The organism is Hyphomicrobium sp. LHD-15 (assembly GCF_031157355.1).
In the GTDB taxonomy this organism is placed as follows: Bacteria; Pseudomonadota; Alphaproteobacteria; order Rhizobiales; family Hyphomicrobiaceae; genus Hyphomicrobium_C.
Genome location: NZ_JAVIFT010000001.1, coordinates 158,711 through 180,303, shown reverse-complemented (window position 1 = coordinate 180,303; position 21,593 = coordinate 158,711). Strand labels below are relative to the sequence as shown.

Sequence of the window (21,593 nt, the reverse complement as noted above, 5' to 3'; positions counted from 1 at the left end):
CGGAACCTGCCGCCCGCCTTTTTTCGACGGAGATCGCGCGCTAGGCTCGGATGCCGAGGCCGATTATAGTCGGCCGGCAAATCCGACCTTAACCAACCCCGAGAGCGAACACGTGCGCATACTCGTCGTAGAGGACGACAAGGATCTCAACCGTCAGCTCAATACGGCGCTGACCGGAGCCGGCTACGCGGTCGACGTGGCGTTCGATGGCGAGGAAGGCTACTTCCTCGGCGACACCGAACCCTACGATGTCGTGATCCTCGACCTCGGCCTGCCGAAGATGGACGGCATCTCGATCCTCGAGCAGTGGCGCCGCGCCAACCGCAACATGCCGGTGATCATCCTCACCGCGCGGGATCGCTGGAGCGACAAGGTCTCGGGCATGGATGCCGGGGCCGACGATTACCTCGCCAAGCCCTTCCACATGGAGGAGTTGCTGGCGCGCGTTCGTGCCCAGGTGCGCCGCGCCTCCGGTCACGCCAAAAGCGAGATCGAGTGTGGCCCCGTCCGCCTCGACACCAAGACCGCGCGTGTCACCTGTGATGGCCAGCAGGTGAAGCTGACCTCCCACGAATACCGTCTGCTCGCCTATCTGATGCATCACAGCGGGCGCGTGGTGTCGCGGACCGAGCTGGTCGAGCACCTTTACGAGCAGGACTTCGACCGGGACAGCAACACCATCGAGGTGTTCATCGGCCGCCTGCGTAAAAAGATTCCGGGCGATGTGATCGAGACCGTGCGTGGCCTCGGCTACCGCATGAGCCGCGGTCCCGATGAAGCTTAAGTCGCTCGCATTCCGGCTTTTCGCTACGTCTGCGGCGTGGACGCTGCTGGTTCTGCCGATCGCCGGCGTGATCATCTATCGGCTCTATCGCGACGATGTGCAGGCCTCGTTCGATGCCCGCCTCGAAAAGCTCGTCAACTCCATCGCTATCGACAGCATGGGAGGCGGCGGCGGTACGACACCGATCGCGCCCAACAACCGCTACGAGCCGCTGTTCGAGGATTATCACTCGGGCTGGTACTGGCAGATCAAGCGCGTGGACGACGACCAGGCCGCCCCGCGCCTCGGTTCGGCTTCGCTTGGCCATGCGGTGCTCGAACTCCCGATCAAACGCGACATCAAGCCGGATGCGAACGGCGCCCGCTGGATGGGATCTCTCGGTCCGGCCGGCGAGCCGATCCGCATGGTCGAGGTGATCGACAGCGTCGAGCGCGGCGATAGCGCGCCGAAATACTCGATCATCGTCGCTGGCCCCGTCGATTGGCTCGAGAGCCGCGTCGCGAATTTCCTCACCCGCCTTGCCATCGCGCTGTTCCTGACCGGTGTCGGCCTCGTGACGGTGACGCTGTTCCAGGTGCGCTTCGGCCTGCTGCCGTTACGACGGATCGAGCAGGGCTTGGCGGATGTCCGTTCCGGAACCGCCGAAAAGCTCGAAGGCGAGCTTCCGGCCGAGATCGAGCCCCTCCAGGAAGAGCTTAACGCGCTGATCGCCTCCAACCAGGACATCATCGATCGGGCCCGAACCCAGGTTGGTAATCTGGCCCATGCGCTCAAAACACCACTCGCCGTGATCACCAACGAGGCGCGCGAGGACAAAGGCGCCCTCGGCAGCAAGATAGCCGAGCAGGCCGAAATCATGCGCGACCAGGTCAATCACTATTTGGATCGCGCGCGGGTGGCGGCGCGGGTGGGCGTGATCGGGCGGGCAACGCCGGTGCTCGATGTGCTGGAGCCGCTGTCGCGCGCGCTCGAACGGATCCACCGTGACCGCGCCATCGTGATTAACGTCCAATACCCGCCGGAAATCCGCTTCGCGGGCGAGCGTCAGGACCTCGAGGAGATCCTCGGCAACCTCTGCGACAACGCCTGCAAGTGGGCAAAGAGCACAGTAACTGTGACGGCGCAGGCGGCAGCCGGCCGAAAGGGGCGTCTCTCGATCGCGATCGAGGACGACGGGCCGGGTCTGACCCCGGAGCAGCGGTCCAGCATCGGCAAACGCGGCGTGCGGCTTGACGAAACCAAGCCCGGCTCGGGTCTCGGCCTCTCCATCGTGACCGATTTGGTCCAGTCCTACCGCGGCAGCCTGTCGCTCGGCCAGTCCGCCCGCGGCGGCCTGCGCGTCGACCTCGATCTTCCCTCGGCCTGAGGCAAGCCCCAGTTTCCAGTGGCTAACGCCGAATTTTCGCCTGAATCGCGGTAGAAACGGAGCGTTGGATGTGCTTGATGACGAGTCACATTCTGGGCATTTGTTGGGCACACGGGGTGGGTCTGCGTGTCCGCAATCGGGAACTGCTCTCGGGAGATCTCATGTCGGATCAAGAGAGATCCGCTCCCGGGTAAAATGGGGATCTTCATGCGCACCACTTGCGCTTCTGCGCTTCTGATGATGTCGATCGGGCTTGCTGGCTGTGGTCCCGAGGGCCCGAGCAAGGCTGATACCGGAATGGTCGTCGGCGCCGTAGCGGGTGGTATCCTCGGCAATCAGGTCGGCAAAGGCAGCGGCAACATCGCGGCGACGGCGCTTGGCGCGGTTGTCGGCGGCATCGTTGGCAGCGAAATCGGCCGTTCGCTCGATGCACAGGATCGCCGATTCGCTCAGGAAGCCGAGTTCGAGGCGCTGGAGCGCGGCCAGTCCGGCGTTTCGCGTCAGTGGCGTAACCCCGACAACGGCCGTTATGGCGAAGTCGTGCCGAGCCGGCCCTATAAGCGGGGCCAGGTCGATTGCCGCGATTACACTCACAAGATCTTTATCGATGGCCGCCCGCAATCGATGCGTGGCACGGCCTGCCGTAATCCGGACGGCACCTGGAGCAACGTGGGCTAAAGTCCACGTTCAATTCCTTCCCTTTCTTCCTCTGACGTGGCCACGCCGCGGCTGCCTAGGTGCCATTCCTTCCGCACTGCAGCAGAGGCCCTTTAAATTAGGGCGTTTCGCCACGCTGCCGCGGGGCTGTGCACGCCCTGCGACGTCGAAATTTCCCCATGACGTTGACTTACCCTTGTCAGCCTGACTCCCCACCCCTATTGAACCGGGGAGATGGACTAGAAGCCTTCTAAGGTTTTCTATGCTGCTTTGGGTTTGCTTTGCGATATTGACCGCTGCGGTGGTCGCTCTGCTGTTGCGGCCGCTCCGGCGCGCCGACACGATGCCGGTCGAGCCGGCGGCGGCCGACTTGGCCGTCTACCGCGACCAGCTGCGTGAACTCGATGCCGAGCGCGAACGCGGGCTCGTGATCGAAAGCGAGCTCGAGAGCGCACGCGCCGAAGTCGCGCGGCGTCTGTTGAAGCGCGCAGGCGACGACAAGGTCGTCGCTTCTTCCCGAGACGACACCACCAGCCACCCACGTGCGCAGCGGATCTATTTGGCCGTCGTCGCTCTGTTGCCGGTCGTGGCCATCGGACTTTACCTTGTGAGCGGCTCTCCGCATCTGGCCGGACACCCCTATGCCGAGCGGCAAGCCGCCGAGGAAGGCGCCTCCTCGGTTGTCGCGCTGATCGCCAAGGTGGAAGAGCGCCTGAGAGAGCATCCGGAGGACGGCAGGGGCTGGGATGTCGTCGCGCCGATCTACTTGCGGCTTGGCCGTTTCGCGGATGCGGCGCACGCGTTCGCGGAAGCCAACCGGCTGGAAGGCGAGACGGTGAAACGTCTGCTCGGCTTTGCTGAAGCAACCTTGATGGCCGAGAATGGAATTGTCAGTGAAGCCGTGCGCCGTACGGCGCTGCGGGTTCTTGAACTCGAGCCGCAACGCATCGAGGTCGGCGTCTGGCTTGCGCTTGCCAAGGAACAGGACGGTGATCTCGCCGCGGCCGCTGCCGGATACCGAGAGCTTTTGGCGAAGGCGCCGGAGAAAGCGCAGTGGCGCTCGGCTGTCGCCGAGCGGCTCGATCTTGTGACGAAAAAGCTCAACGGCGAAAATCCTGGAACGGCACCGAAGCCGGCCGCACCCGAAGCCGCAGCCGGGAACGGCGGGCCGGATGCCGCCGCAAGAGATGCGGCCCCGGACGTAGCGGCCATGTCTCCGGCTGACCGGGACGCCTTTATCCAAAGCATGGTGGAGCGCCTGGCCGCCCGCCTCAAGGACAACGGCAAGGACGCCGAAGGATGGATCAGGCTCGCCCGCGCCTATAAGGTTCTGGGACGCGATCAGGATGCCGCGAATGCGCTGGCGAGCGCCCGAGAGAACCTGGCAGACGACAAGGCGGCTCTCGATCAAATCGCCAAGGCCGAACAGAGCCTCGATCAGATAGGCAAGGAACAAAGCCCGCAATGACCCGCAAGCAAAGGCGTGGACTGTTGATTGGCCTCGGTGTCGGCGTGCTGTCGATCGCCGCCGTTTTGATGATGTTCGCGTTTCGCCAGTCGATCGTGTTCTTCCATACGCCGAGCGATGTGGCCGAGCACAAGATTGCGCAGGGCGTCCGGTTTCGCCTCGGGGGCCTCGTGAAGGAGGGCACCGTCGCACGCGGCGAGGGCACGCGCGTATCGTTCTCCGTCACCGATACGATCGGGACAGTGCCGGTGAGCTACGAAGGAATTCTGCCGGATCTCTTCCGCGAGGGGCAGGGTGTCGTGGCCGAAGGCATCCTCGGACCCGATGGGAACTTCGTGGCCGACACCGTGCTCGCCAAGCACGACGAGACCTACATGCCGCCCGAGGTTGCGAAAGCGCTCAAGGAGAAGGGCGTCGAGCTTGGCAAGAGCGCGGAGCATCCCGGCGAGACGCAGACGCAATAGAACCAGAGCCGCGCCGGAGAAATGCGCGAAGCGAGGATGACGTGATCATCGAATTCGGACATTTCGCTTTGATCCTGGCGCTGCTGGTGGCGGCGGCACAGACCATCATTCCCGCGTGGGGCGCCGCGAAGCGAGACCCGCGTCTCATGGCGTTCGGAGAGCCGGCCGCGGTGAGCCAGGTCGTCCTGATCCTGATCGCGTTCCTGGCGCTGATGTACGCATATGTCGTTTCGGATTTTTCCGTCGCCAACGTGGCCGCGAATTCGCATTCCTCGAAGCCGCTGATCTATCGCATCTCGGGCGTGTGGGGGAACCACGAGGGCTCGATGCTGCTCTGGGTCTTGATCCTCGCGATCTTCGGAGCGGCCGTCGCCCTGTTCGGCAACAACCTGCCGGCGGCGCTGAGGGCCAACGTGCTCTCGGTGCAAAGCTCGATCGCGCTCGCGTTCCTGCTGTTCATCCTGATCACGTCCAATCCGTTCGAGCGCCTCGATCCGGCGCCGCTCGATGGGCGCGGCTTGAACCCGATCCTGCAGGACCCTGCGCTCGCCTTTCATCCGCCGTTTCTCTACATGGGCTACGTCGGCTTCTCGCTCGCGTTCTCGTTCGCTGTCGCCGCGTTGATCGAAGGGCGCACCGACGCCGCCTGGGCGCGCTGGGTGCGGCCCTGGACGCTGCTCGCCTGGATGTGTCTCACCATCGGCATCGCCATGGGTTCGTGGTGGGCCTACTACGAGCTCGGGTGGGGCGGCTGGTGGTTCTGGGATCCGGTCGAGAACGCGTCGTTCATGCCGTGGCTCGCGGGCACGGCGCTCTTGCACTCTGCGCTCGTCATGGAGAAGCGTGAGGCGCTGAAAGTCTGGACCATCCTGCTTGCGATCCTGACCTTCTCGCTGTCGCTGATGGGAACCTTCCTGGTTCGCTCCGGCGTGCTCTCGTCGGTGCACGCGTTCGCCGTCGATCCCGGGCGCGGCGTGTTCGTCTTGAGCATCATGCTGCTGTTCACCGGCGGCGGCCTCGCGCTGTTCGCCTACCGGGCGCGTGATTTGGCGCAGGGCGGCATCTTCTCGCCGATCTCGCGCGAGGGCGCGCTCGTGCTCAACAACGTGCTGCTGACCACGGGTTGCGTGACGGTGCTCGTCGGAACGCTTTATCCGCTCGCGCTGGAATCGTTGACCGGCGCCAAGATCTCGGTTGGCGCCCCGTACTTCAACATGACGTTCGTGCCTCTGATGTTTCCGCTGCTGCTGGCGGTGCCGCTCGGCCCGCTGCTGGCCTGGAAGCGCGCCGATCTCGCGGCGGCCATGCAGCGTCTGATCGCGGCCGGTGTGCTGGCTCTGCTGGTGATGGTAATCGCGTTCGCCGTGACCGAGCGCGGACCCTGGCTCGCGCCGTTCGGCTTCGCCATCGGCGTGTGGGTGATGGCGGGCGCGCTGTCGGAGACGGCGTTCCGTATCAAGCTCGGCCAGGCCCCACTTTCGGAGTCGTGGCGCCGATTGACCAATCTGCCCCGCGCTTCGGTGGGAACCACGCTCGCGCATTTCGGCGTTGGTCTCATGGTGTGCGGCATCGTCGGCACCAGCGCCTACAAGAGCGAAGAAATTCTTCTGATGCGCCCCGGCGAAACCAAGGCGATCGCCGGCTACGAGCTGGTCTTCCGCGGCGCGGCCCCGTCGAAAGGCCCGAACTACACCGAGATCGTGGGCGTGTTCGACGTTACGCGGAACGGAAATCCGGTGACGCGTCTGGAGCCAGCCAAGCGCATCTACGATGCCCCGCCTCAGCCGACATCCGAAGCCGGCATCTACGCCTCCTGGGGCGGCGATCTCTATGCCGTGCTCGGCGACCAGCAGGGGGATGGCGGTTTTGCAGTGCGCCTCTATTTCCACCCGCTCGTGCGCTTCATCTGGATCGGCGCCCTGATCATGTTTTTTGGCGGCGCCATCTCGCTGTCCGACCGGCGACTCCGGGTCGGCGCGCCGCAGAAGCGATCCACCCGCGCGCCTATCGGCGTCCCGGCTGAGTGAGGATCCGATGAGAGCGGCTCTGTCACGCATCGTCATGATCTTTGTTGGATGCGTCTTGCTGGCGTCAGGAGCCGCGCAAGCGGTGACGCCGCAGGAGATTTTGCCCGATAAGGCGCTCGAAGCGCGCGCACGGGACATCTCCGCCGGCCTGCGCTGTCTCGTTTGCCAGAACCAGTCGATCGATGATTCCGACGCGCCGCTCGCGCACGATCTGCGCGTGCTGGTACGCGAGCGCCTGACGGCCGGCGACAGCGACACGCAGGTCCGCGAGTTCGTCGTCGCACGCTACGGCGATTTCGTGCTGCTGAAACCGCCGTTCTCGGCCGCGACGCTACTGTTGTGGCTGATGCCGCTGCTTGCGCTCGCGGGCGCGGCGCTAATCCTGTGGAATTCCTTCGGGCAGCCGACCCGCACGTCATCGGCAGCGCCCTCGTCCGGAAGTTTGTCCGCGGATGAGCAAGCTGCTCTCGATGCGCTGCTCCGCAAGGACGAGCCGGGAAAATCGTAGAAGCCGCTTCTAGCGCGACGGTAATTGGCCTTTCCCGCCGGAAACATCGTGCGAGCCGACGCTGCCTGTCTCGACGCCTGCCGCTGGCGGGGTGCCGGGCCCACGGCCGCGGCGTTCCGCATCGAGCGCCGCGAGGCGTTTGAGCAGCGCAACCGTCGCGAGCCCCGTTTCGCCGCGCCCTTCCGCCCGCTCGAACGAGCGGATGGCCGCATTGAGCCGCGACCCGTAAACCCCGTCGCGCGTGCCGCTGTCATAGCCTTGGGCGCCGAGCAGCCGCTGCAGTTCCTTGATGCCGGTTCGCGTGGCGACGATCTCCGCCCGCGAAAGCACCTCAAGCCCGCTGCGGAAGGCCGATGCGCCGACTGCCGTGTTGGCGACCATTTCCGATTTGTAGCGGTGCACGACCTCGCCGCGCTGCGTCAGCACCTTGGCCTGCAGATAGGTGCCGACGTTGATGCCGATCACCTCCGGGCCGTTCGCGCCGTCGATCAGCAGCGGAGAACCGGACGACGCCCCACCCGTATCGCAGGTGTGCAGGATGACATGGCGCGCATCGACAAAGTCCTTGGAGATCGCACCCCAGTCAGCGCCTCCGAACGAGCGCCGGATCGGGCAGGGCGCGCCATAGGCCAGCTCCCAGTTTCCGAAATCGCGATGGTAGCTGACCTGATAAACGCGCTGGGCGGCCGACAGTTTGATCAACTCGCCTTCGGGCTGCCGGCTGATCGGAAGAACCCGGCCCTTGCAGACCGGCTCGTGCATCCTGAGCAGCGCCCAATCGTAGGCGGCGTCGATCGGCGGATTGACCCGAAGTTTGAGCGAGCCCGCCACCACGTGCTGGGACTCGGCATTGTGCTCGAAACCGGCAATGCGGGAGCTGGCGCCCGGTCCCGTCAGCGGCTGCAGGCGAAAGCTGAAGCCCTGAAGCTTCGGCGGGCGTTCCCCCGCCGTGCGAAACAGGCAGTGCCCGGCGGTTGCGATGATGTCGTCGCCGACGCAGAAGGCCGTACAGACCGAATGGCTGCGCCCTTCGTAGAGAAGTCCGATAGAGGAACGCAGGTGTGAGCGGTCGGCGGGGAGTGTGACGCGATCGTCGGTTCCGAAAACCGCGGCGGTGGCGGGCAACGCAGAGAGCGCCGAAGCGAGGGCAACGACAAGCGCGAGGCCGGGCAAGCGGCGGGAGCGGCCGGGGTGATGACGGTTCATGAGCAAGGATTTTTGCCTCATTACCAACTCTTAACGTACCCGAAAGGCGGCCGTAAGGCCGGAGCGACTACCTCTGCCAGGGACGCTATTTAAAGCGCTTTCCAAGCGGAGGACTTGAATGGTTATTTCCGGTGACATGATGTCCGGAGCTAAGACTGGGTCGAAGAAGAACGGCGCCGGACGCCGGATGACCCATGCAACCGTGGGTGCGCTGGCATCCATGGGAATCCTCATGGGCAGCGTCGCAACGACACCGGCCCTGGCGCAGCTCGCCCCCGATGCTCCGAGCGTCGAAACCCCGTTCGGCCGTGCGCCGCTCTCCTTCGCCGACATCATCGAGAAGGTGAAGCCGTCGGTGGTCTCGATCTCGGTCGTGGCCGGCGGCAAGAGCGCCAAGGGCAGCAAGGGTCTGCCCGAGGGCATGCCTGACATCCCCGAGGACAGCCCCTTCTACGAGTTCTTCAAGAACTTGCCGAAGGAGTTCCGCAACATGCCTCAGCAGCAGCGCCCCACGCAGGCGCAGGGCTCGGGCTTCGTGATTTCGGGTGACGGCTATGTCGTGACCAACAACCACGTCGTCGACGGCGCGACCAAGATCCAGGTCAGCTTCGACGACCAGGAGAAGCTCGACGCCGAGCTGGTCGGTACCGACCCGCGCACCGACATCGCGCTTCTGAAGATCAAGTCGTCGAAGACGTTCCCGTTCGTCAAGTTCACCGACAAGCCCGGGCGCGTCGGCGACTGGGCGCTGGCTGTCGGCAATCCGTTCGGTCTCGGCGGCACGGTGACGGCAGGCATCATCTCGGCCCTCGGCCGCGACATCGGCTCCGGCCCCTACGACTTCATCCAGATCGACGCCGCGGTGAACAAGGGCAACTCCGGTGGCCCGACCTTCAACCTCAGCGGCGAAGTCATCGGCGTGAACACGGCGATCTTCAGCCCGTCGGGCGGCAACGTCGGCATCGCCTTCGCGGTTCCGGCCCGCACGGCGCTCGACGTCATCGCCCAGCTCAAGAAGAGCGGCACGGTGAGTCGCGGCTGGCTCGGCGTGAAGATCCAGAACGTCGACGAGGATACCGCGTCCGCCATCGGCCTCACCGAGCCGAAGGGCGCGCTCGTCAGCGAAGTGACGCCGAACGGTCCCGCCGCAGGTTCGGGCCTCAAGGTTCAGGACGCGATTCTCGCGGTCAACGCCGACAAGATCTCCGACAGCCGCGACCTTGCCCGCAAGATCGCCGACTATGCTCCGGATACCACGGTCGACGTGAAGGTCTGGCGCGCCAACAAGGAGGAGACCGTCAAGATCCGCCTCGGCAAGTTCCCGGGCTCGGCTGACGAAATCGCCAAGCTCGAGCAGGGCAAGACCCCCGATGACCTCGGCAACACGGCGCTCGATCAGCTCGGCTTGACGCTGGCTCCGGCCAAGAGCGGCAGCGAAGGCGTGGCCGTGATGGAGGTCGATCCCGACTCAGATGCCGCTGAAAAGGGCATCAAGGCCGGCGACGTGATCCTCGAGGTCGGTGGTTCGTCGGTCGCCGGACCGTCCGATGTCGCCGATGGCGTCAAGAAGGCCTCCGAGCTCGGCCGCAAGGCGGTCATGCTCTACATCAAGTCGGCGGACCAGCGTCGCATCGTGCCGATCCAGCTCAAGAAGGGCTGATCCCGCACGGCGAGAATTAAGAGTGGGGCGGCGCGGCTCTTGAGGAGCCGGGCCGCCCCGATGTATCTGAGCTGAGGAAACGGCGGATGCCGCTAGTTGCGGCTTGGTTCGGAGAAGGCGACAGATGCGCGTCCTGGTGATCGAAGACGACCGAGAGACGGCGCATTTTCTTCAGAAGTCGCTGAAGGAAAGCGGCCATTCTGCCGATGTTGCCGGCGACGGCGAGACCGGCCTCTCGATGGCTCAAGGCGGCCCCTACGATATCCTGATCGTCGACCGCATGCTGCCGCGCCTCGATGGCCTCACGGTAGTCAAGACGCTGCGCACCGAAGGCAATCGCACGCCCGTTCTCATTCTCTCGGCGCTGGGAGATGTCGACGACCGCGTGAAGGGCCTTCGCGCCGGCGGCGACGATTATCTCACCAAGCCTTACGCCTACACCGAACTTCTGGCGCGCATCGAGGCGCTGGCCCGCCGCGCGATTCCCGAGGAGCAGGAGACGAAGTACGCGGTCGGCGATCTCGTGCTCGACCGCCTCTCCCACCGCGTGACGCGCGCGGGCGAGCCGATCCAGCTCCAGCCCCGCGAATATCGCCTGCTCGAATACCTGATGAAGAACGCCGGCCAGGTGGTGACGCGCACGATGCTTCTCGAGAACGTGTGGGACTATCACTTCGATCCGCAGACCAACGTCATCGACGTGCACGTCTCGCGTTTGAGATCCAAGATCGACAAGGGCTTTGACAGGCCTCTGCTGCACACGGTGCGCGGAGCGGGATACATGGTCCGTGACGGCGCTGTCTGATCTCATCCTCAAGACGATGGCGACGCAGGCGTTCCGCGTCGCGGCCGCCAGCGCGGCGGCGTTTCTCGTCGTGGCGACATTGATCGTCGGTACGCTGTTCTGGCAGACCAACACACTGCTGACCGATCACGTCGTGGACGAGCTGCGCGGGGAGGCGGCCGAGCTCTCGCAGGAGGCAGCCGGTCTCGATCCGGTCGCGTTCGCCGAGCGAATCCGTCTGCGCAGCCGAACCGCCGGCACGAGCCTCTATTTTCTGGCTGATCCTTCGGGCCGGAGGCTCGCCGGCAACCTCGAAACCGTTCCCTCCGAGATCGCAGGCAGCCACACCGGAGGCGTATTTCGCTATCGGCGCGACGGCGATGCGGCCGGCACCGACCGCTTGGGTGTGGCCATGCCGGTGGCGATCGGCGCCGGGGTGACACTCGTCATAGGCCGCGACATCGACGATCAGCTCGCTCTTGCGGCCCAGATCAAGCGCACGTTTCTGTGGGGCTTCGGCGCGCTCGCGCTTGCGGCCGTCATCGCCGGCCTGTGGGCTGGGCGTTCGGTGCTGCGCCGGATCGATCTGATCAACGCGACCACGCGCTCGATCATGGCGGGCGATCTTTCGCGTCGTGTTCCCGTCACCGGCAGTGCCGACGAGCTGGACGAGCTGTCGCAAAGCCTCAACGGCATGCTCGACCGCATCGAGCAGCTGATGAACGGCCTGCGCGAGGTGTCCGACAACATCGCCCACGACCTCAAGACGCCGCTCAACCGCCTGCGCAACGGCGCCGAAGCGGCGCTGCGAGAATCTCGCGGTGCCGACGGCTATCGCGAAGGCCTCGAATCCACGATCGAGAAGGCCGACGACCTGATCAAGACCTTCAACGCGTTGCTATTGATTGCGCGCCTCGAAGCCGGCGTCGTCGAGGAGAGCGCGGAGGTGTTCGATCTCGGCCGCCTCGTGCGCGACGTCGCCGAGCTTTACGAGCCGGTGGCCGAAGAGGCGGGGCTCGCGCTCGCGATCGAGACAGGCGATGGCATCGAGATCCGCGCGAACCGGCAGCTCGTCGGCCAGGCCGTCGCCAATCTCGCCGACAACGCCATCAAATATTCAGCCCGCGTCGAGCACGGGCCGGTCCCCCCCGTCATCACCGTCAAGGCGATCGCCAGGAATGGCGCGGCCGAGATCTCCGTCGCGGATCGGGGGCCGGGCATCGAGGCCAAGGACCGCGACCGGGCGCTGAGGCGCTTCGTACGTCTCGAGAAAAGCCGCACGCAGCCCGGCACCGGGTTGGGCCTGAGCCTCGTCGCTGCCGTGGCGCGCCTGCACAACGGCGCCGTTGCCCTTGAGGACAACGACCCGGGCCTCAAGGTTGTGCTCACGCTGCCGCGCCGGGCTTGATCGGAAAGCCGGGCCCGCCACGCCGGAGTTCACTGCGCGTTTGCGCCCTCTCGCCAAATGCCGCTAAAACCGGACTCGCACCGGCGCATCGAGACGCTGGAAACGGAAAGACGCGGGAAAAAGATCGGACGAAGTTCCGGCTCGCGGGATGGGGAGCGGCATGGTTGGCGAAATCGCGGCCGAAGGGACGTTGATCGAGCGCATTGGCGCGTGGAAAAGATGTCCGCAGGATCCAACTAACGGCGAAAGCCTGAATTCCGTGCTGCAGGATTGGCGCCGGGATGAGGCGCGTGCCGCCCTCGTTGCGCTCATGGAGCGCGAGCCGGTGCGGGCATTGGTGGCGGGCGTGCTCGCCGGCTCCTCTTATCTCAGAACGGAAATCGTCCGCAATCCGGAGCGCTTCGAGCGCATCCTTCTGGCCAATCCCGAGCACCATTTCGCAGCCCTATCCCAAAGCTTGGCTCAGCGGCTCGTGGAGGTCACCTCGCTCAACGAGGCGATGATCGAGCTGCGCGCCTACAAATCGGAAATCGCACTGCTGACCGCGCTCTGCGATCTCGCGGGCATTTGGAACGTGGTCGAGGTGACGCGCGTCCTGTCCGAAACTGCGGATGCCGCGCTGCAAGGCGCGGTGCGGTTCCTGTTCCGCCAGGCGGTCGCAAAGGGCGATTGGCTCGCGAGCGATGCGGAGCATCCGGATATCACCTCCGGCTACATGGTCCTCGGCGTCGGAAAATACGGCGCCGCCGAACTCAACTATTCGAGTGACATCGACCTCATCGTCTTCTACGACCTGCCGCGCGCGCGCCTGAAGCCCGGCTTGGAAGCACCGACGTTTTTCGTGCGCCTGACGCGCGATCTCGTGCGTCTCATCGACGAGCGCAATGCCGCCGGCTACGTGTTCCGCACCGACTTGCGCTTGCGGCCCGACGCGGGCGCGACGCAGATCGCGCTCTCGACCGATGCCGCGGCCCTATACTATGAGAGCTTCGGCCAGAACTGGGAGCGAGCGGCGCTGATCAAGGCACGCGCCGTCGCCGGCGATATCGAGGCGGGCGAGGAATTCCTGGCGGAGTTGGCGCCCTTCATCTGGCGGCGCAATCTCGATTTCGCGGCCATCGCCGACATCCACGCCATGAAACGACAGATCCATGCGTTCCGCGGCTTCGGCGGCATTGGCGTGGCAGGTCACAACATCAAGCTCGGTCCCGGCGGCATTCGCGAGATCGAATTCTTCGTGCAGACCCAGCAGCTGATCGCCGGCGGCCGCCAGCGCAACCTGCGCACACGCCGCACGCTCGAAGCGCTCCGCATCCTGGTCGACTACGGCTGGATCGAGAAGGAGATCTCCGACGAACTGACCGACGCCTATCTCTATCTGCGCTGGATCGAGCACCGCCTGCAGATGGTCGCCGACGAGCAGACCCAGGAAGTGCCGAGCGATGAAGCCGCCCTCGAACGCTTCGCGCGGTTTGCGGGCTATGCGAGCACGGCGGAATTCTCGGACGAGCTGCTCTCCGTGCTGGCGCGCGTGCAAGGCCACTATGCGCGCCTGTTCGAAGGCATGCCGGAGTTGAGTTCGGAAGGCGAAAACCTCGTATTCGCTGGCGAGACCGACGACCCCGGAACCGTCGCCGCCTTGACCCGCATGGGCTACGCGCGCGCAGCCGACGTATTGGCCGCCATTCGCGGTTGGCACCACGGGCGTTATCCCGCGGTGCGCTCAAGCCGCGCTCGCGAGCTGTTGACGGAGGTGCAACCGGCCCTCGTCAAGGCACTCGCGGCAACCTCCGATCCGGATAGCGCCATCGCCGCGTTCGATCGCTTCCTGGCCGATTTACCCGGCGGCGTTCAGCTCTTTTCGTTGCTCAAGGCCAACCCCGCCCTGATGCGTCTCGTGGCCGACATCATGGGCACCGCGCCGCGCCTCTCGCGTATTCTGTCACGCCGCCGCCGTTTGCTCGATGCCGTCATCGACCCGAGATCGTTCGCGAGTATGCCGGATGCGGCCGAGCTGGACCGCCTGATCGGTGCGGAGCTGGCCGCCGCGAACGACCCCCAGGACGTTCTCGACCGGGCCCGCGTAATCGGCAGCGAGCAGGCATTCCTCATCGGCGTGAAGGTGCTTTCGGGCGCGATCAATGCAAGCGAGGCCGGAAACGCCTACGCGCTGCTGGCCGAGCGATTGATCGACGCGCTCGCGCGCGATGTCGAAAAAGAACTCGAGCGTGCCCATGGGCGCGTGCCCGGTGGCGGGGCCGTCGTCGTGGCCATGGGCAAGCTCGGCGGCCGCGAGATGACGGCGTCGTCCGACCTCGATCTCATCGTCATCTATGATTTCGACGCTACCGCCATCCAGTCCGATGGGCCGAAGCCGCTCGCGCCCAGCCAGTACTACGCCCGCTACACGCAGCGTCTGATCTCGCACCTCTCGGCGCCGACAGCCGAGGGCGCGCTCTACGAGGTCGACATGCGCCTGCGCCCGTCCGGGCAGAAAGGCCCGGTTGCCGCCCAGCTCTCGACGTTCCGGGAATATCAGGACAGCGAGGCCTGGACCTGGGAGCACTTGGCTCTCACGCGCGCGCGCGTGATTTCTGGGCCACCGGAGCTGCGGGCACGCGTCGAAGAGGCAATCCGCCGAACCTTGATGCGTCGCCGCGACCCGGCCGTCATCGCCAAGGACGTCGCGGACATGCGCGGCCGTATCGCCGCCGAGAAGGGAACTGACAACATCTGGGACTTGAAGCAGGTGCGGGGAGGGCTGGTCGATCTCGAGTTTATCGCCCAGCATCTGCAACTTGTGCACGGCGCCGACCACCCCGAGGTTCTCGATCAGAACACGCTTGCTGCCTACCGGAAGCTCGCGGCAGCGCAGCTGATCCCGGACGCCGACGCCGACCGTCTCATTGCCGCCACCCGCCTCATCCACAATCTGACGCAGATCATAAGGCTTTGTCTCGAAGACACTTTCGACCCGGCGACTGCCCCGACCGGCCTCAAAGCCCTGCTGGCGCGGGCAGGTGATGCGCCGGACCTGGCGATCCTGGAGGGGCAATTGCGCGAGACACTGGCCGAGGTTCAGGTACAGTTCGGCAAGCTCATTGCGTAGGGGGCTCTCCAGATATGGGACCCGGTTTTCCCTCAAGAATTACGAAAATCAATGACCTGCGACGGAATCCGCCGGCTCCGTCCGTTTCCGCCCATGAGAGCATCTGCGGAGCGGACCGTGACAGCGCTGCCCAGCGGAAAAACGAGATATGACGGTGCGAGGGTGAAGTCGGGGCCAAACGGACCGATTGGGAGCACACCGGGATCCAACGTGCGGTCGGGGCCATGGCCCGGCGCGCCCGAGGATCAGGTTCTGCTGACGCGTGTTCGCCAGCAGGACGCGGAAGCATTCCGCATTCTCGTCGACCGCCATCTGAGTACGATTGTCGTGCTCGCTCGGCGGATGCTGAAGGACGAGGCGGAAGCCGACGATATCGCTCAGGAAGCCCTGCTGAGGCTGTGGCGGGCGGGCGAAACGCTTGAACTGGGGCCGTATGGGTTGCGTCCGTGGCTGCGCCGGGTGACGTCAAATCTTTGCCTCGACCGGATCCGCTCGTCGCGGCGCACGGTGGTGACCGACGAGGTCCCCGAAGTGGCAGAGGAAGCGAGCCAGGAAGTGGGCCTCGAGGAACAGGATCTCGCCAAGCGCGTCGGCGAGGCGATGAGCGCCCTGCCCGAACGCCAGCGGCGCGCTTTGACCCTGTTTCACCACGAAGGCCTGAGCCAGGCCGAGGTGGGCGAGGTGCTCGGTATATCGGACGAAGCCGTGGAGTCGCTCTTGGCACGCGCCCGACGCGCTCTCCGCGCCAGTCTCGAAAACGATTGGAAGAGTTTGCTGCAAAGCGAGAGTTGAATTCGAAAGCCCGGGACAACGGCAATGACTGAGAAGAACATGAAGGACGGGACGGGGCTCGATGCGCTCGAGCTGGTCCTCGAACGTTTCGGGAGCGACCGCACGCGCTGGCCTCTGCCGGTGCGCCGGGATCTGGCCGGCCTTTTGGCCACCAGCGCCGAAGCCCAGAAGCGGCTGCGCGAGGCCGAGGCGCTGGATCGGCTGCTGGATCTCGCGCCGATGCCGGAAATCGACACGCGCGCGCTTGCAGATCGCATTCTTGCGTCGGCGATGGACGGTAAGCCGGCGGCCACACGCCCGCCCGGCGCCAAGCCTGTCTCCGCGTTCCAGCGCCGCGCGCCGCGCGCGGCCGAGGCGCAGTGGCCCGCTGCGGCTCTGCTCGCGGCGTCGCTTGTGCTCGGCGCCTTTTCCGGCCTATCCGGCACGTTCAACACGGCGGTCGAGCCGTTGATGACGGCCAACGCCTCCATCGAATCTGAGATCGATCCGGGACAGCTTGCGCTCGATAGCGACGCCATCAGCATGTTCGAGGAGGATATGCTGTGAGCGACGTCGTTACGCCTCCGACATCCGAGCCGCCCGCCAAGGGATCGCGCCGCCTGAAGTATGCGCTGATCGCGTCACTGGCATTGAACCTGCTGATCATCGGCGCTGTGGCCGGCACCATGTACGGGTTCAAGAAGCATCCCCCGCGCTTTGGACACGGAGCGCGTGAAGACTTCGGTCTTTATGGCCTCACCCACAAGCTGCCCGACGACCGGCGCAAGGAGCTGCGCAAGCAGCTCCGTCAGGATCGTGTCACGTTTCGCCCGTTGATCGATGAGATCGGCGCTGCACGGCGAGACGCGGCCGACAAGCTCGCAGCTGATCCATTTGACAAAGCCGCGCTCGAAGCCGCGATCGCCAATGTCGCCGACAAGGAGCGCGCTCTTCGCCAGGCTGCAGTCGGGGTTTTCGTCGGCCATGCCGAGAAGCTGACCGCCGAAGAGAGGCGCACGCTTTCCGAATGGTGGCGCAAGCGGAGCGAGCACTTCCACCAGCGGCGCAAGGCGAAAGAAGAGAAGAAAGACGCTGACGGAAAACCGGAATAGCTAGCGCCGGCGACGCACCTCTAGCCGACGACGCCTCTCAGCAGACCGGCAACACCTCTAGCAGAGATGTGCGTGCTGCGGCCGCTCGGCCATCTCGGGAAGTCGGAAGAAGTCGCTCTGAGCCGCGCAGCGGAGCACCGTCACCGCCCGCCAGGTCGAATGCGGATCGTCGGTCTCGATCAGAGCCGCGCCGTTGAGCTCAAGGAGCGCGCGCGCCAAGCAGATCGGCAGTGAGGCCTGTCCGACGCAGGTGTCGTCGGGGCGGCCGCGCAAGAACACTTCGATCTGGGCCAGATCGCCATCGACGGTGGCCACCAGCCCGACGCTGCCGCAGGCATCCGATCGGCGCACCGCTTCCGCGAACAAGTTGATCAGGATCTGCCGCATCGGGCGGCTTTCGACCAGCACCTCGAGCCCGGCGGGAATGTCGGCATCGAGCGTGAGGCCATGACCGATGTTGGCGTCTGCGTGGAAGGCCCAGGCCTCGTCCACCATCCGCTGAAAATCGACGCCGGTATCGACCGAAGAATTGGGATCGTGATCGAGCAGGCAGGTGATGGCGAGGGTATCTTCTGCGGATTTGAGCAGGTCGCGCCCGCAGTCGCGGATGTGCTTGGCGTATTCCCGATAACGCGGATGGCCGACAGGCCCCAGCAACTCGGACTGCATGACATCGGAAAAGCCGATGACGGCGTTGAGCGGCGTGCGGAGCTCGTGGCTGACGCGGGCGATGAGTTCGCCCCACGGATGTCCGCGAACCGGCGATAGGCGGCTGAGACGCGCGGCGGCGCGGGCGAGGCCGGTCAATTGAATAGCGTTCGGATCGAGCGTGATCCGATCCCCCATGAAGGGCAGCGGGGAGGGCAAAGCCCCGCTGCCCCGGACTGCCGGGGAGAGATCGGCCTGAGAGTGTGAGTGATGTGAGTGAGAGAGAGAGGAGTGGGAGAGATCAGACTGTGAGGCAGAGAGAGAAGAGGAGTGTCTAGAGGAAGAGATGGTCTCGATGGCGCCTGAGCCGGCCCCTGGGAAGGCAGCCAGACGTGGAAGGGAAAGTAGAACGAAGGTGACGATCAAACCGGCGACGAGAAGAGTAAGCGTCGACGCCGGAATGGGATGCACGAAAGCGATGGCGAGAGCGCCCGCCTGGAGAAGGGCGGCGGACTGTACAAAACGAACGAGACCCGGCTCGGCAAAAAGACGAAGCCAAGCCGCTTCATCGGGGGCCGGATCACCAGCGGCGATACCGACATCCGCGAGGCCAGACTCGTCCTTTGGACAGGCCGACAGGGTCCCAGCCATCCTTCGTCTCCAATGGGAATTTTCGTGTTTTTTGCGGATTGGGAAACTGCCGGTACGCCGGCGAATCACACCCTTAGTTCACCGATTCGAGCCGGCTGTGTCGAGGGAGATTAAATGAGCCCAATCAGAGTTTTCGAAGGTGTTACTGATCGAGCATCTTGGACACGATCTCATAAACGTCAGCAGACAGATTGGGAGTCTTTGCAACCCCTTGCAGGGCCGTTTTGGCAGCCGCTCTCCGCTCCGCCTCGAGCGTATGCCAGGAACGAAACGCGACCAGCATCCGGGCCGCGATCGAGGGGTTGAACCGGTCGATGGCAAGCACCTGTTTGGCGACGAAGTCATAGCCCGCGCCGTCGGGCCGGTGGAACTGCACTTGGTTCTGCATCGCGAAGGTTCCGACGAGCGCGCGCACCTTGTTCGGAGCGGTGAGGCTGAACAGGGGATGGCGGGTCAGCGCTTTGATCTGGGCGATGGCCGGGCGCTGCGGATACTGCGCCTGCGCGGCGAACCAGAAGTCGATAACGAGGTGATCGTCCTTCCAGCGGTCATGGAAGCGGGCCAAGGCCTTCTCGCGGGCAGGGTGCGATCCGGCGGCGAGCAGCATCAACGCATGCTGTTCGTCGGTCATGTTGCCGGCCTTGAAGAAATGATTGGCAAGGCGGGCCTCGTCGGCAGCCGTACCGCGCGCGGTCAGCAGCGTGAGAGCTGCATTCCGGAGTGCTCGCTGCCCCGCGCTCTTGGCGTCGGGCGAGAAGCTGCCTGAGGGCTTCGCTTCGTCGTAGAGCCCTTCGAGCAGCGAGCCGAGTGTCGTGCCGGTGAGCTTGGCGAGCTGGCGATGCGCGCGGAAGATCAAGCCCGGATCGACATTGCGGCCGATGACGCGTGCGATGTCGGCCTGGCTCGGAAGCTTGAGCAACTCTGCCCGGTAGGCCGCCTCGTGATCGTCGAGCCCGACGGCGATGCCAAGCGCCTTTACAAAGCCGCTGGCGCGCCCGTTCGGCTTCTCGCCCTTGCGCAGGCTCTTGACCATGTCGACCAGCGTGCGCGTCGCGTAGGTATTGGCGGCTTGCCAGCGATTGAACAGGTCGCTGTCGTGCGCCATCAGGAATTCGAGTTCGCGGTCCGAGAGGTTGAACGTGACGTTCACCGGCGCCGAGAAGCCCCGCAGGATCGACGGCACCGGTGACGAGGGCACGTCGCTGAAGCGGAACGTCTGCGTGCGCTTAGTGAGATGCAGCACGCCATCCTCTATCGCCTCGCCCGTCTCGCGCTTGAGCGCGATCTCCTGCCCGTTGGCGCCGATGAGGCCAACGCGTACGGGGATGTGCAGCGGCTTCTTCTTGCTTTCGCCCGGTGTCGGCGGCAGCACCTGCTCGAATTTGAGTTCGGCCTGCTTCTTGGCTTTGTCGTAGGCCAGCGAGCAGACGAGCTCCGGTGTGCCGGCCTGTCCGTACCAGAGCTTGAAATGCGAGAGATCGCGCCCCGAGGCATCCTCGAACGACTTGAGGAAATCCTCGATGGTGGCGGCTTCCCCGTCATGGCGCTCGAAGTAGAGGTCCATGCCGCGGCGGAAGTCCTCGCGCCCGAGGATGGTCTCGATCATGCGGACCAGCTCGGCGCCCTTCTCGTAGACGGTCGGCGTGTAGAAATTGTTGATCTCGATGAAGGCCTCGGGCCGCACCGGATGAGCGAGCGGGCCGGCGTCCTCGGTGAACTGCGTGGACCTGAGCAGGCGCACGTCGAGGATCCGCTGCACGGTGGCCGAACGCTCGTCGGCCGAGAATTCCTGGTCGCGATAGACCGTGAGCCCTTCCTTGAGACAGAGCTGGAACCAGTCGCGGCAGGTGATGCGATTGCCGGTCCAGTTGTGGAAGTACTCGTGCGCCACGACGCTCTCGATGGATTCGAAGTTGGCGTCGGTTGCCGTCTCGGGGGAGGCGAGGATCAGGCGGTCGTTGAAGATGTTGAGGCCCTTGTTCTCCATCGCGCCCATGTTGAAGTCCGACACGGCGACGATGTTGAATACGTCGAGATCGTATTCGCGCCCGAAGCGCCGCTCGTCCCACCGCATCGAGCGTTTGAGGCTGTCCATTGCCCACGCGGCGCGCGCTTCCTTGCCGTGCTCGACGTAGACTTTGAGGTCGACTTTGCGTCCGCTCATCGTCTTGAAGGTCGAGGCGACGTGCGCAAGATCGCCGCCGACGAGCGCGAACAGGTAGCAGGGCTTGGGATGCGGATCGTGCCAGACCGCGAAATGGCGGGTGCCACGCGCGAGCTTGCCCCGCTCGACCGGATTGCCGTTGCCGAGCAGGATCGGCGCCAGTGCCGTGTCAGCCTCGATCCGGCACGTGTACGTGGACAGCACGTCCGGCCGGTCCGGGAAGTAGGTGATGCGGCGGAAGCCCTCCGCCTCGCATTGCGTGCAGAACACCCCGCGTGAGCGATAGAGCCCCTGCAGCGCCTTGTTCTCTTCCGGATTGATGAAGGTCGTGAGCGACAGCGTGAACGGCTTGGCGGGAACCTTCGGGATCGTGAGCGTCTTGTCGTCGACGGCGTAGTCGCCCGGCGAAAGCGGCTTGCCGTCGATCGCGACGCCGCCGAGTTCGAGCTGCTCGCCATCGAGGATCAGCGCCTTGCCCGCGGGCGCATCGGCTGCCGGGTTGCGCCGGATCTTAAGCGCGGCGCGAACCTCCGTCCGGGTCGGATCGAGTGCAAAATCGAGGTCGACATGATCGACCAGGTAAGCCGGAGGCCGATAGTCCTTGAGACGATGGGTGCGGGGCGTGTCGGGCTTCATGGCAACTCCGGGAAGGTGAGGCCGGCTCTGCTTCGGACGAGAAATCCGAACGCATCAGAATCGGCGCCGAGCCTTGAACCTTAACCCGAGTTTGCCCCGAGGCGCATGTTTGGCAAAGCCAATCTGCGCTTCGCGAGCGCGAAGATCGCCCCGCGCGCGAAAGAACCGCG

At 65.0% G+C, this 21,593-nt stretch carries 17 protein-coding genes; 14 read left to right on the top strand and 3 right to left on the bottom strand.

Features of this window, described 5'->3' with window-relative positions; all coding sequences use genetic code 11:
* The first annotated feature begins 112 nt into the window (after window positions 1-112).
* The 7 genes from RCO24_RS00815 to RCO24_RS00785 all read left to right on the top strand — a co-directional run bounded on the left by RCO24_RS00815 (window position 113) and on the right by RCO24_RS00785 (window position 7,274).
* On the top strand, window positions 113-784 hold the full coding sequence (locus tag RCO24_RS00815) for a response regulator transcription factor (protein WP_308959455.1): 672 nt from the start codon (window positions 113-115) through the stop codon (window positions 782-784).
* Window positions 774-2,150 (top strand): ATP-binding protein, encoded by a 1,377-nt coding sequence (locus tag RCO24_RS00810; protein WP_308959454.1) that lies wholly within the window; start codon window positions 774-776, stop codon window positions 2,148-2,150. The genes RCO24_RS00815 and RCO24_RS00810 overlap by 11 nt, the downstream gene beginning before the upstream one ends.
* A gap of 207 nt (window positions 2,151-2,357) precedes the next feature.
* On the top strand, window positions 2,358-2,828 hold the full coding sequence (locus tag RCO24_RS00805) for a glycine zipper 2TM domain-containing protein (RefSeq protein ID WP_308959453.1): 471 nt from the start codon (window positions 2,358-2,360) through the stop codon (window positions 2,826-2,828).
* 241 nt (window positions 2,829-3,069) lie between these two features.
* A complete protein-coding gene (gene ccmI, locus RCO24_RS00800) occupies window positions 3,070-4,275 on the top strand; it encodes a c-type cytochrome biogenesis protein CcmI (protein ID WP_308959452.1) in 1,206 nt (401 codons plus the stop codon).
* Window positions 4,272-4,739, top strand: coding sequence for a cytochrome c maturation protein CcmE (gene ccmE, locus RCO24_RS00795; RefSeq protein WP_308959451.1), 468 nt, complete (start codon window positions 4,272-4,274; stop codon window positions 4,737-4,739). The genes ccmI and ccmE overlap by 4 nt, the downstream gene beginning before the upstream one ends.
* Before the next feature lie 41 nt (window positions 4,740-4,780).
* Complete coding sequence (locus RCO24_RS00790; RefSeq protein ID WP_308959450.1) at window positions 4,781-6,766, top strand: heme lyase CcmF/NrfE family subunit; 1,986 nt, start codon at window positions 4,781-4,783, stop codon at window positions 6,764-6,766.
* Between the two features lie 7 nt (window positions 6,767-6,773).
* Window positions 6,774-7,274 carry a cytochrome c-type biogenesis protein CcmH gene (locus tag RCO24_RS00785; RefSeq protein WP_308959449.1) on the top strand — a complete coding sequence of 167 codons (501 nt, stop codon included), beginning with the start codon at window positions 6,774-6,776 and terminating at the stop codon, window positions 7,272-7,274.
* A gap of 9 nt (window positions 7,275-7,283) precedes the next feature.
* Here RCO24_RS00785 and RCO24_RS00780 read toward each other — a convergent pair whose 3' ends face one another.
* On the bottom strand, window positions 7,284-8,501 hold the full coding sequence (locus RCO24_RS00780) for a peptidoglycan-binding protein (RefSeq protein ID WP_308959448.1): 1,218 nt from the start codon (window positions 8,499-8,501) through the stop codon (window positions 7,284-7,286).
* Between the two features lie 97 nt (window positions 8,502-8,598).
* Here RCO24_RS00780 and RCO24_RS00775 point away from each other — a divergent pair, with 97 nt between their 5' ends.
* From RCO24_RS00775 to RCO24_RS00745, 7 genes are all read left to right on the top strand, one after another.
* Entirely contained in the window at window positions 8,599-10,140 is a 1,542-nt protein-coding gene (locus tag RCO24_RS00775) for a Do family serine endopeptidase (RefSeq protein WP_374990899.1), read from the top strand.
* A 124-nt stretch (window positions 10,141-10,264) separates the two neighbouring features.
* On the top strand, window positions 10,265-10,945 hold the full coding sequence (locus tag RCO24_RS00770; protein WP_308959447.1) for a response regulator transcription factor: 681 nt from the start codon (window positions 10,265-10,267) through the stop codon (window positions 10,943-10,945).
* Window positions 10,929-12,332, top strand: coding sequence for an ATP-binding protein (locus RCO24_RS00765; RefSeq protein WP_308959446.1), 1,404 nt, complete (start codon window positions 10,929-10,931; stop codon window positions 12,330-12,332). The genes RCO24_RS00770 and RCO24_RS00765 overlap by 17 nt, the downstream gene beginning before the upstream one ends.
* 160 nt (window positions 12,333-12,492) lie before the next feature.
* Complete coding sequence (locus RCO24_RS00760) at window positions 12,493-15,441, top strand: bifunctional [glutamine synthetase] adenylyltransferase/[glutamine synthetase]-adenylyl-L-tyrosine phosphorylase (protein WP_308959445.1); 2,949 nt, start codon at window positions 12,493-12,495, stop codon at window positions 15,439-15,441.
* 210 nt (window positions 15,442-15,651) lie between these two features.
* The gene (locus RCO24_RS00755; protein WP_308959444.1) at window positions 15,652-16,233 is read left to right on the top strand and encodes a sigma-70 family RNA polymerase sigma factor; all 582 of its coding nucleotides are present in this window, start codon (window positions 15,652-15,654) and stop codon (window positions 16,231-16,233) included.
* A gap of 24 nt (window positions 16,234-16,257) precedes the next feature.
* A complete protein-coding gene (locus RCO24_RS00750; RefSeq protein ID WP_308959443.1) occupies window positions 16,258-16,779 on the top strand; it encodes a hypothetical protein in 522 nt (173 codons plus the stop codon).
* Complete coding sequence (locus RCO24_RS00745; RefSeq protein WP_308959442.1) at window positions 16,776-17,324, top strand: periplasmic heavy metal sensor; 549 nt, start codon at window positions 16,776-16,778, stop codon at window positions 17,322-17,324. The genes RCO24_RS00750 and RCO24_RS00745 overlap by 4 nt, the downstream gene beginning before the upstream one ends.
* A 57-nt stretch (window positions 17,325-17,381) precedes the next feature.
* Here the strand turns inward: RCO24_RS00745 and RCO24_RS00740 are convergent, their stop codons facing one another.
* On the bottom strand, window positions 17,382-18,623 hold the full coding sequence (locus RCO24_RS00740) for a HAMP domain-containing sensor histidine kinase (RefSeq protein WP_308959441.1): 1,242 nt from the start codon (window positions 18,621-18,623) through the stop codon (window positions 17,382-17,384).
* Between the two features lie 142 nt (window positions 18,624-18,765).
* Entirely contained in the window at window positions 18,766-21,423 is a 2,658-nt protein-coding gene (pepN, locus tag RCO24_RS00735) for an aminopeptidase N (RefSeq protein WP_308959440.1), read from the bottom strand.
* Window positions 21,424-21,593: the final 170 nt, after the last annotated feature.

Coding starts and splice junctions, on each gene's coding strand:
- RCO24_RS00770 (WP_308959447.1), top strand. CDS start 10,265: ATGCGCGTCCTGGTGATCGAAGACGACCGAGAGACGGCGCATTTTCTT.
- RCO24_RS00780 (WP_308959448.1), bottom strand. CDS start 8,501: ATGAGGCAAAAATCCTTGCTCATGAACCGTCATCACCCCGGCCGCTCC.
- pepN (WP_308959440.1), bottom strand. CDS start 21,423: ATGAAGCCCGACACGCCCCGCACCCATCGTCTCAAGGACTATCGGCCT.
- RCO24_RS00740 (WP_308959441.1), bottom strand. CDS start 18,623: ATGGCTGGGACCCTGTCGGCCTGTCCAAAGGACGAGTCTGGCCTCGCG.
- RCO24_RS00810 (WP_308959454.1), top strand. CDS start 774: ATGAAGCTTAAGTCGCTCGCATTCCGGCTTTTCGCTACGTCTGCGGCG.
- ccmI (WP_308959452.1), top strand. CDS start 3,070: ATGCTGCTTTGGGTTTGCTTTGCGATATTGACCGCTGCGGTGGTCGCT.
- RCO24_RS00805 (WP_308959453.1), top strand. CDS start 2,358: ATGCGCACCACTTGCGCTTCTGCGCTTCTGATGATGTCGATCGGGCTT.
- RCO24_RS00785 (WP_308959449.1), top strand. CDS start 6,774: ATGAGAGCGGCTCTGTCACGCATCGTCATGATCTTTGTTGGATGCGTC.
- RCO24_RS00760 (WP_308959445.1), top strand. CDS start 12,493: ATGGTTGGCGAAATCGCGGCCGAAGGGACGTTGATCGAGCGCATTGGC.
- RCO24_RS00775 (WP_374990899.1), top strand. CDS start 8,599: ATGGTTATTTCCGGTGACATGATGTCCGGAGCTAAGACTGGGTCGAAG.
- RCO24_RS00750 (WP_308959443.1), top strand. CDS start 16,258: ATGACTGAGAAGAACATGAAGGACGGGACGGGGCTCGATGCGCTCGAG.
- ccmE (WP_308959451.1), top strand. CDS start 4,272: ATGACCCGCAAGCAAAGGCGTGGACTGTTGATTGGCCTCGGTGTCGGC.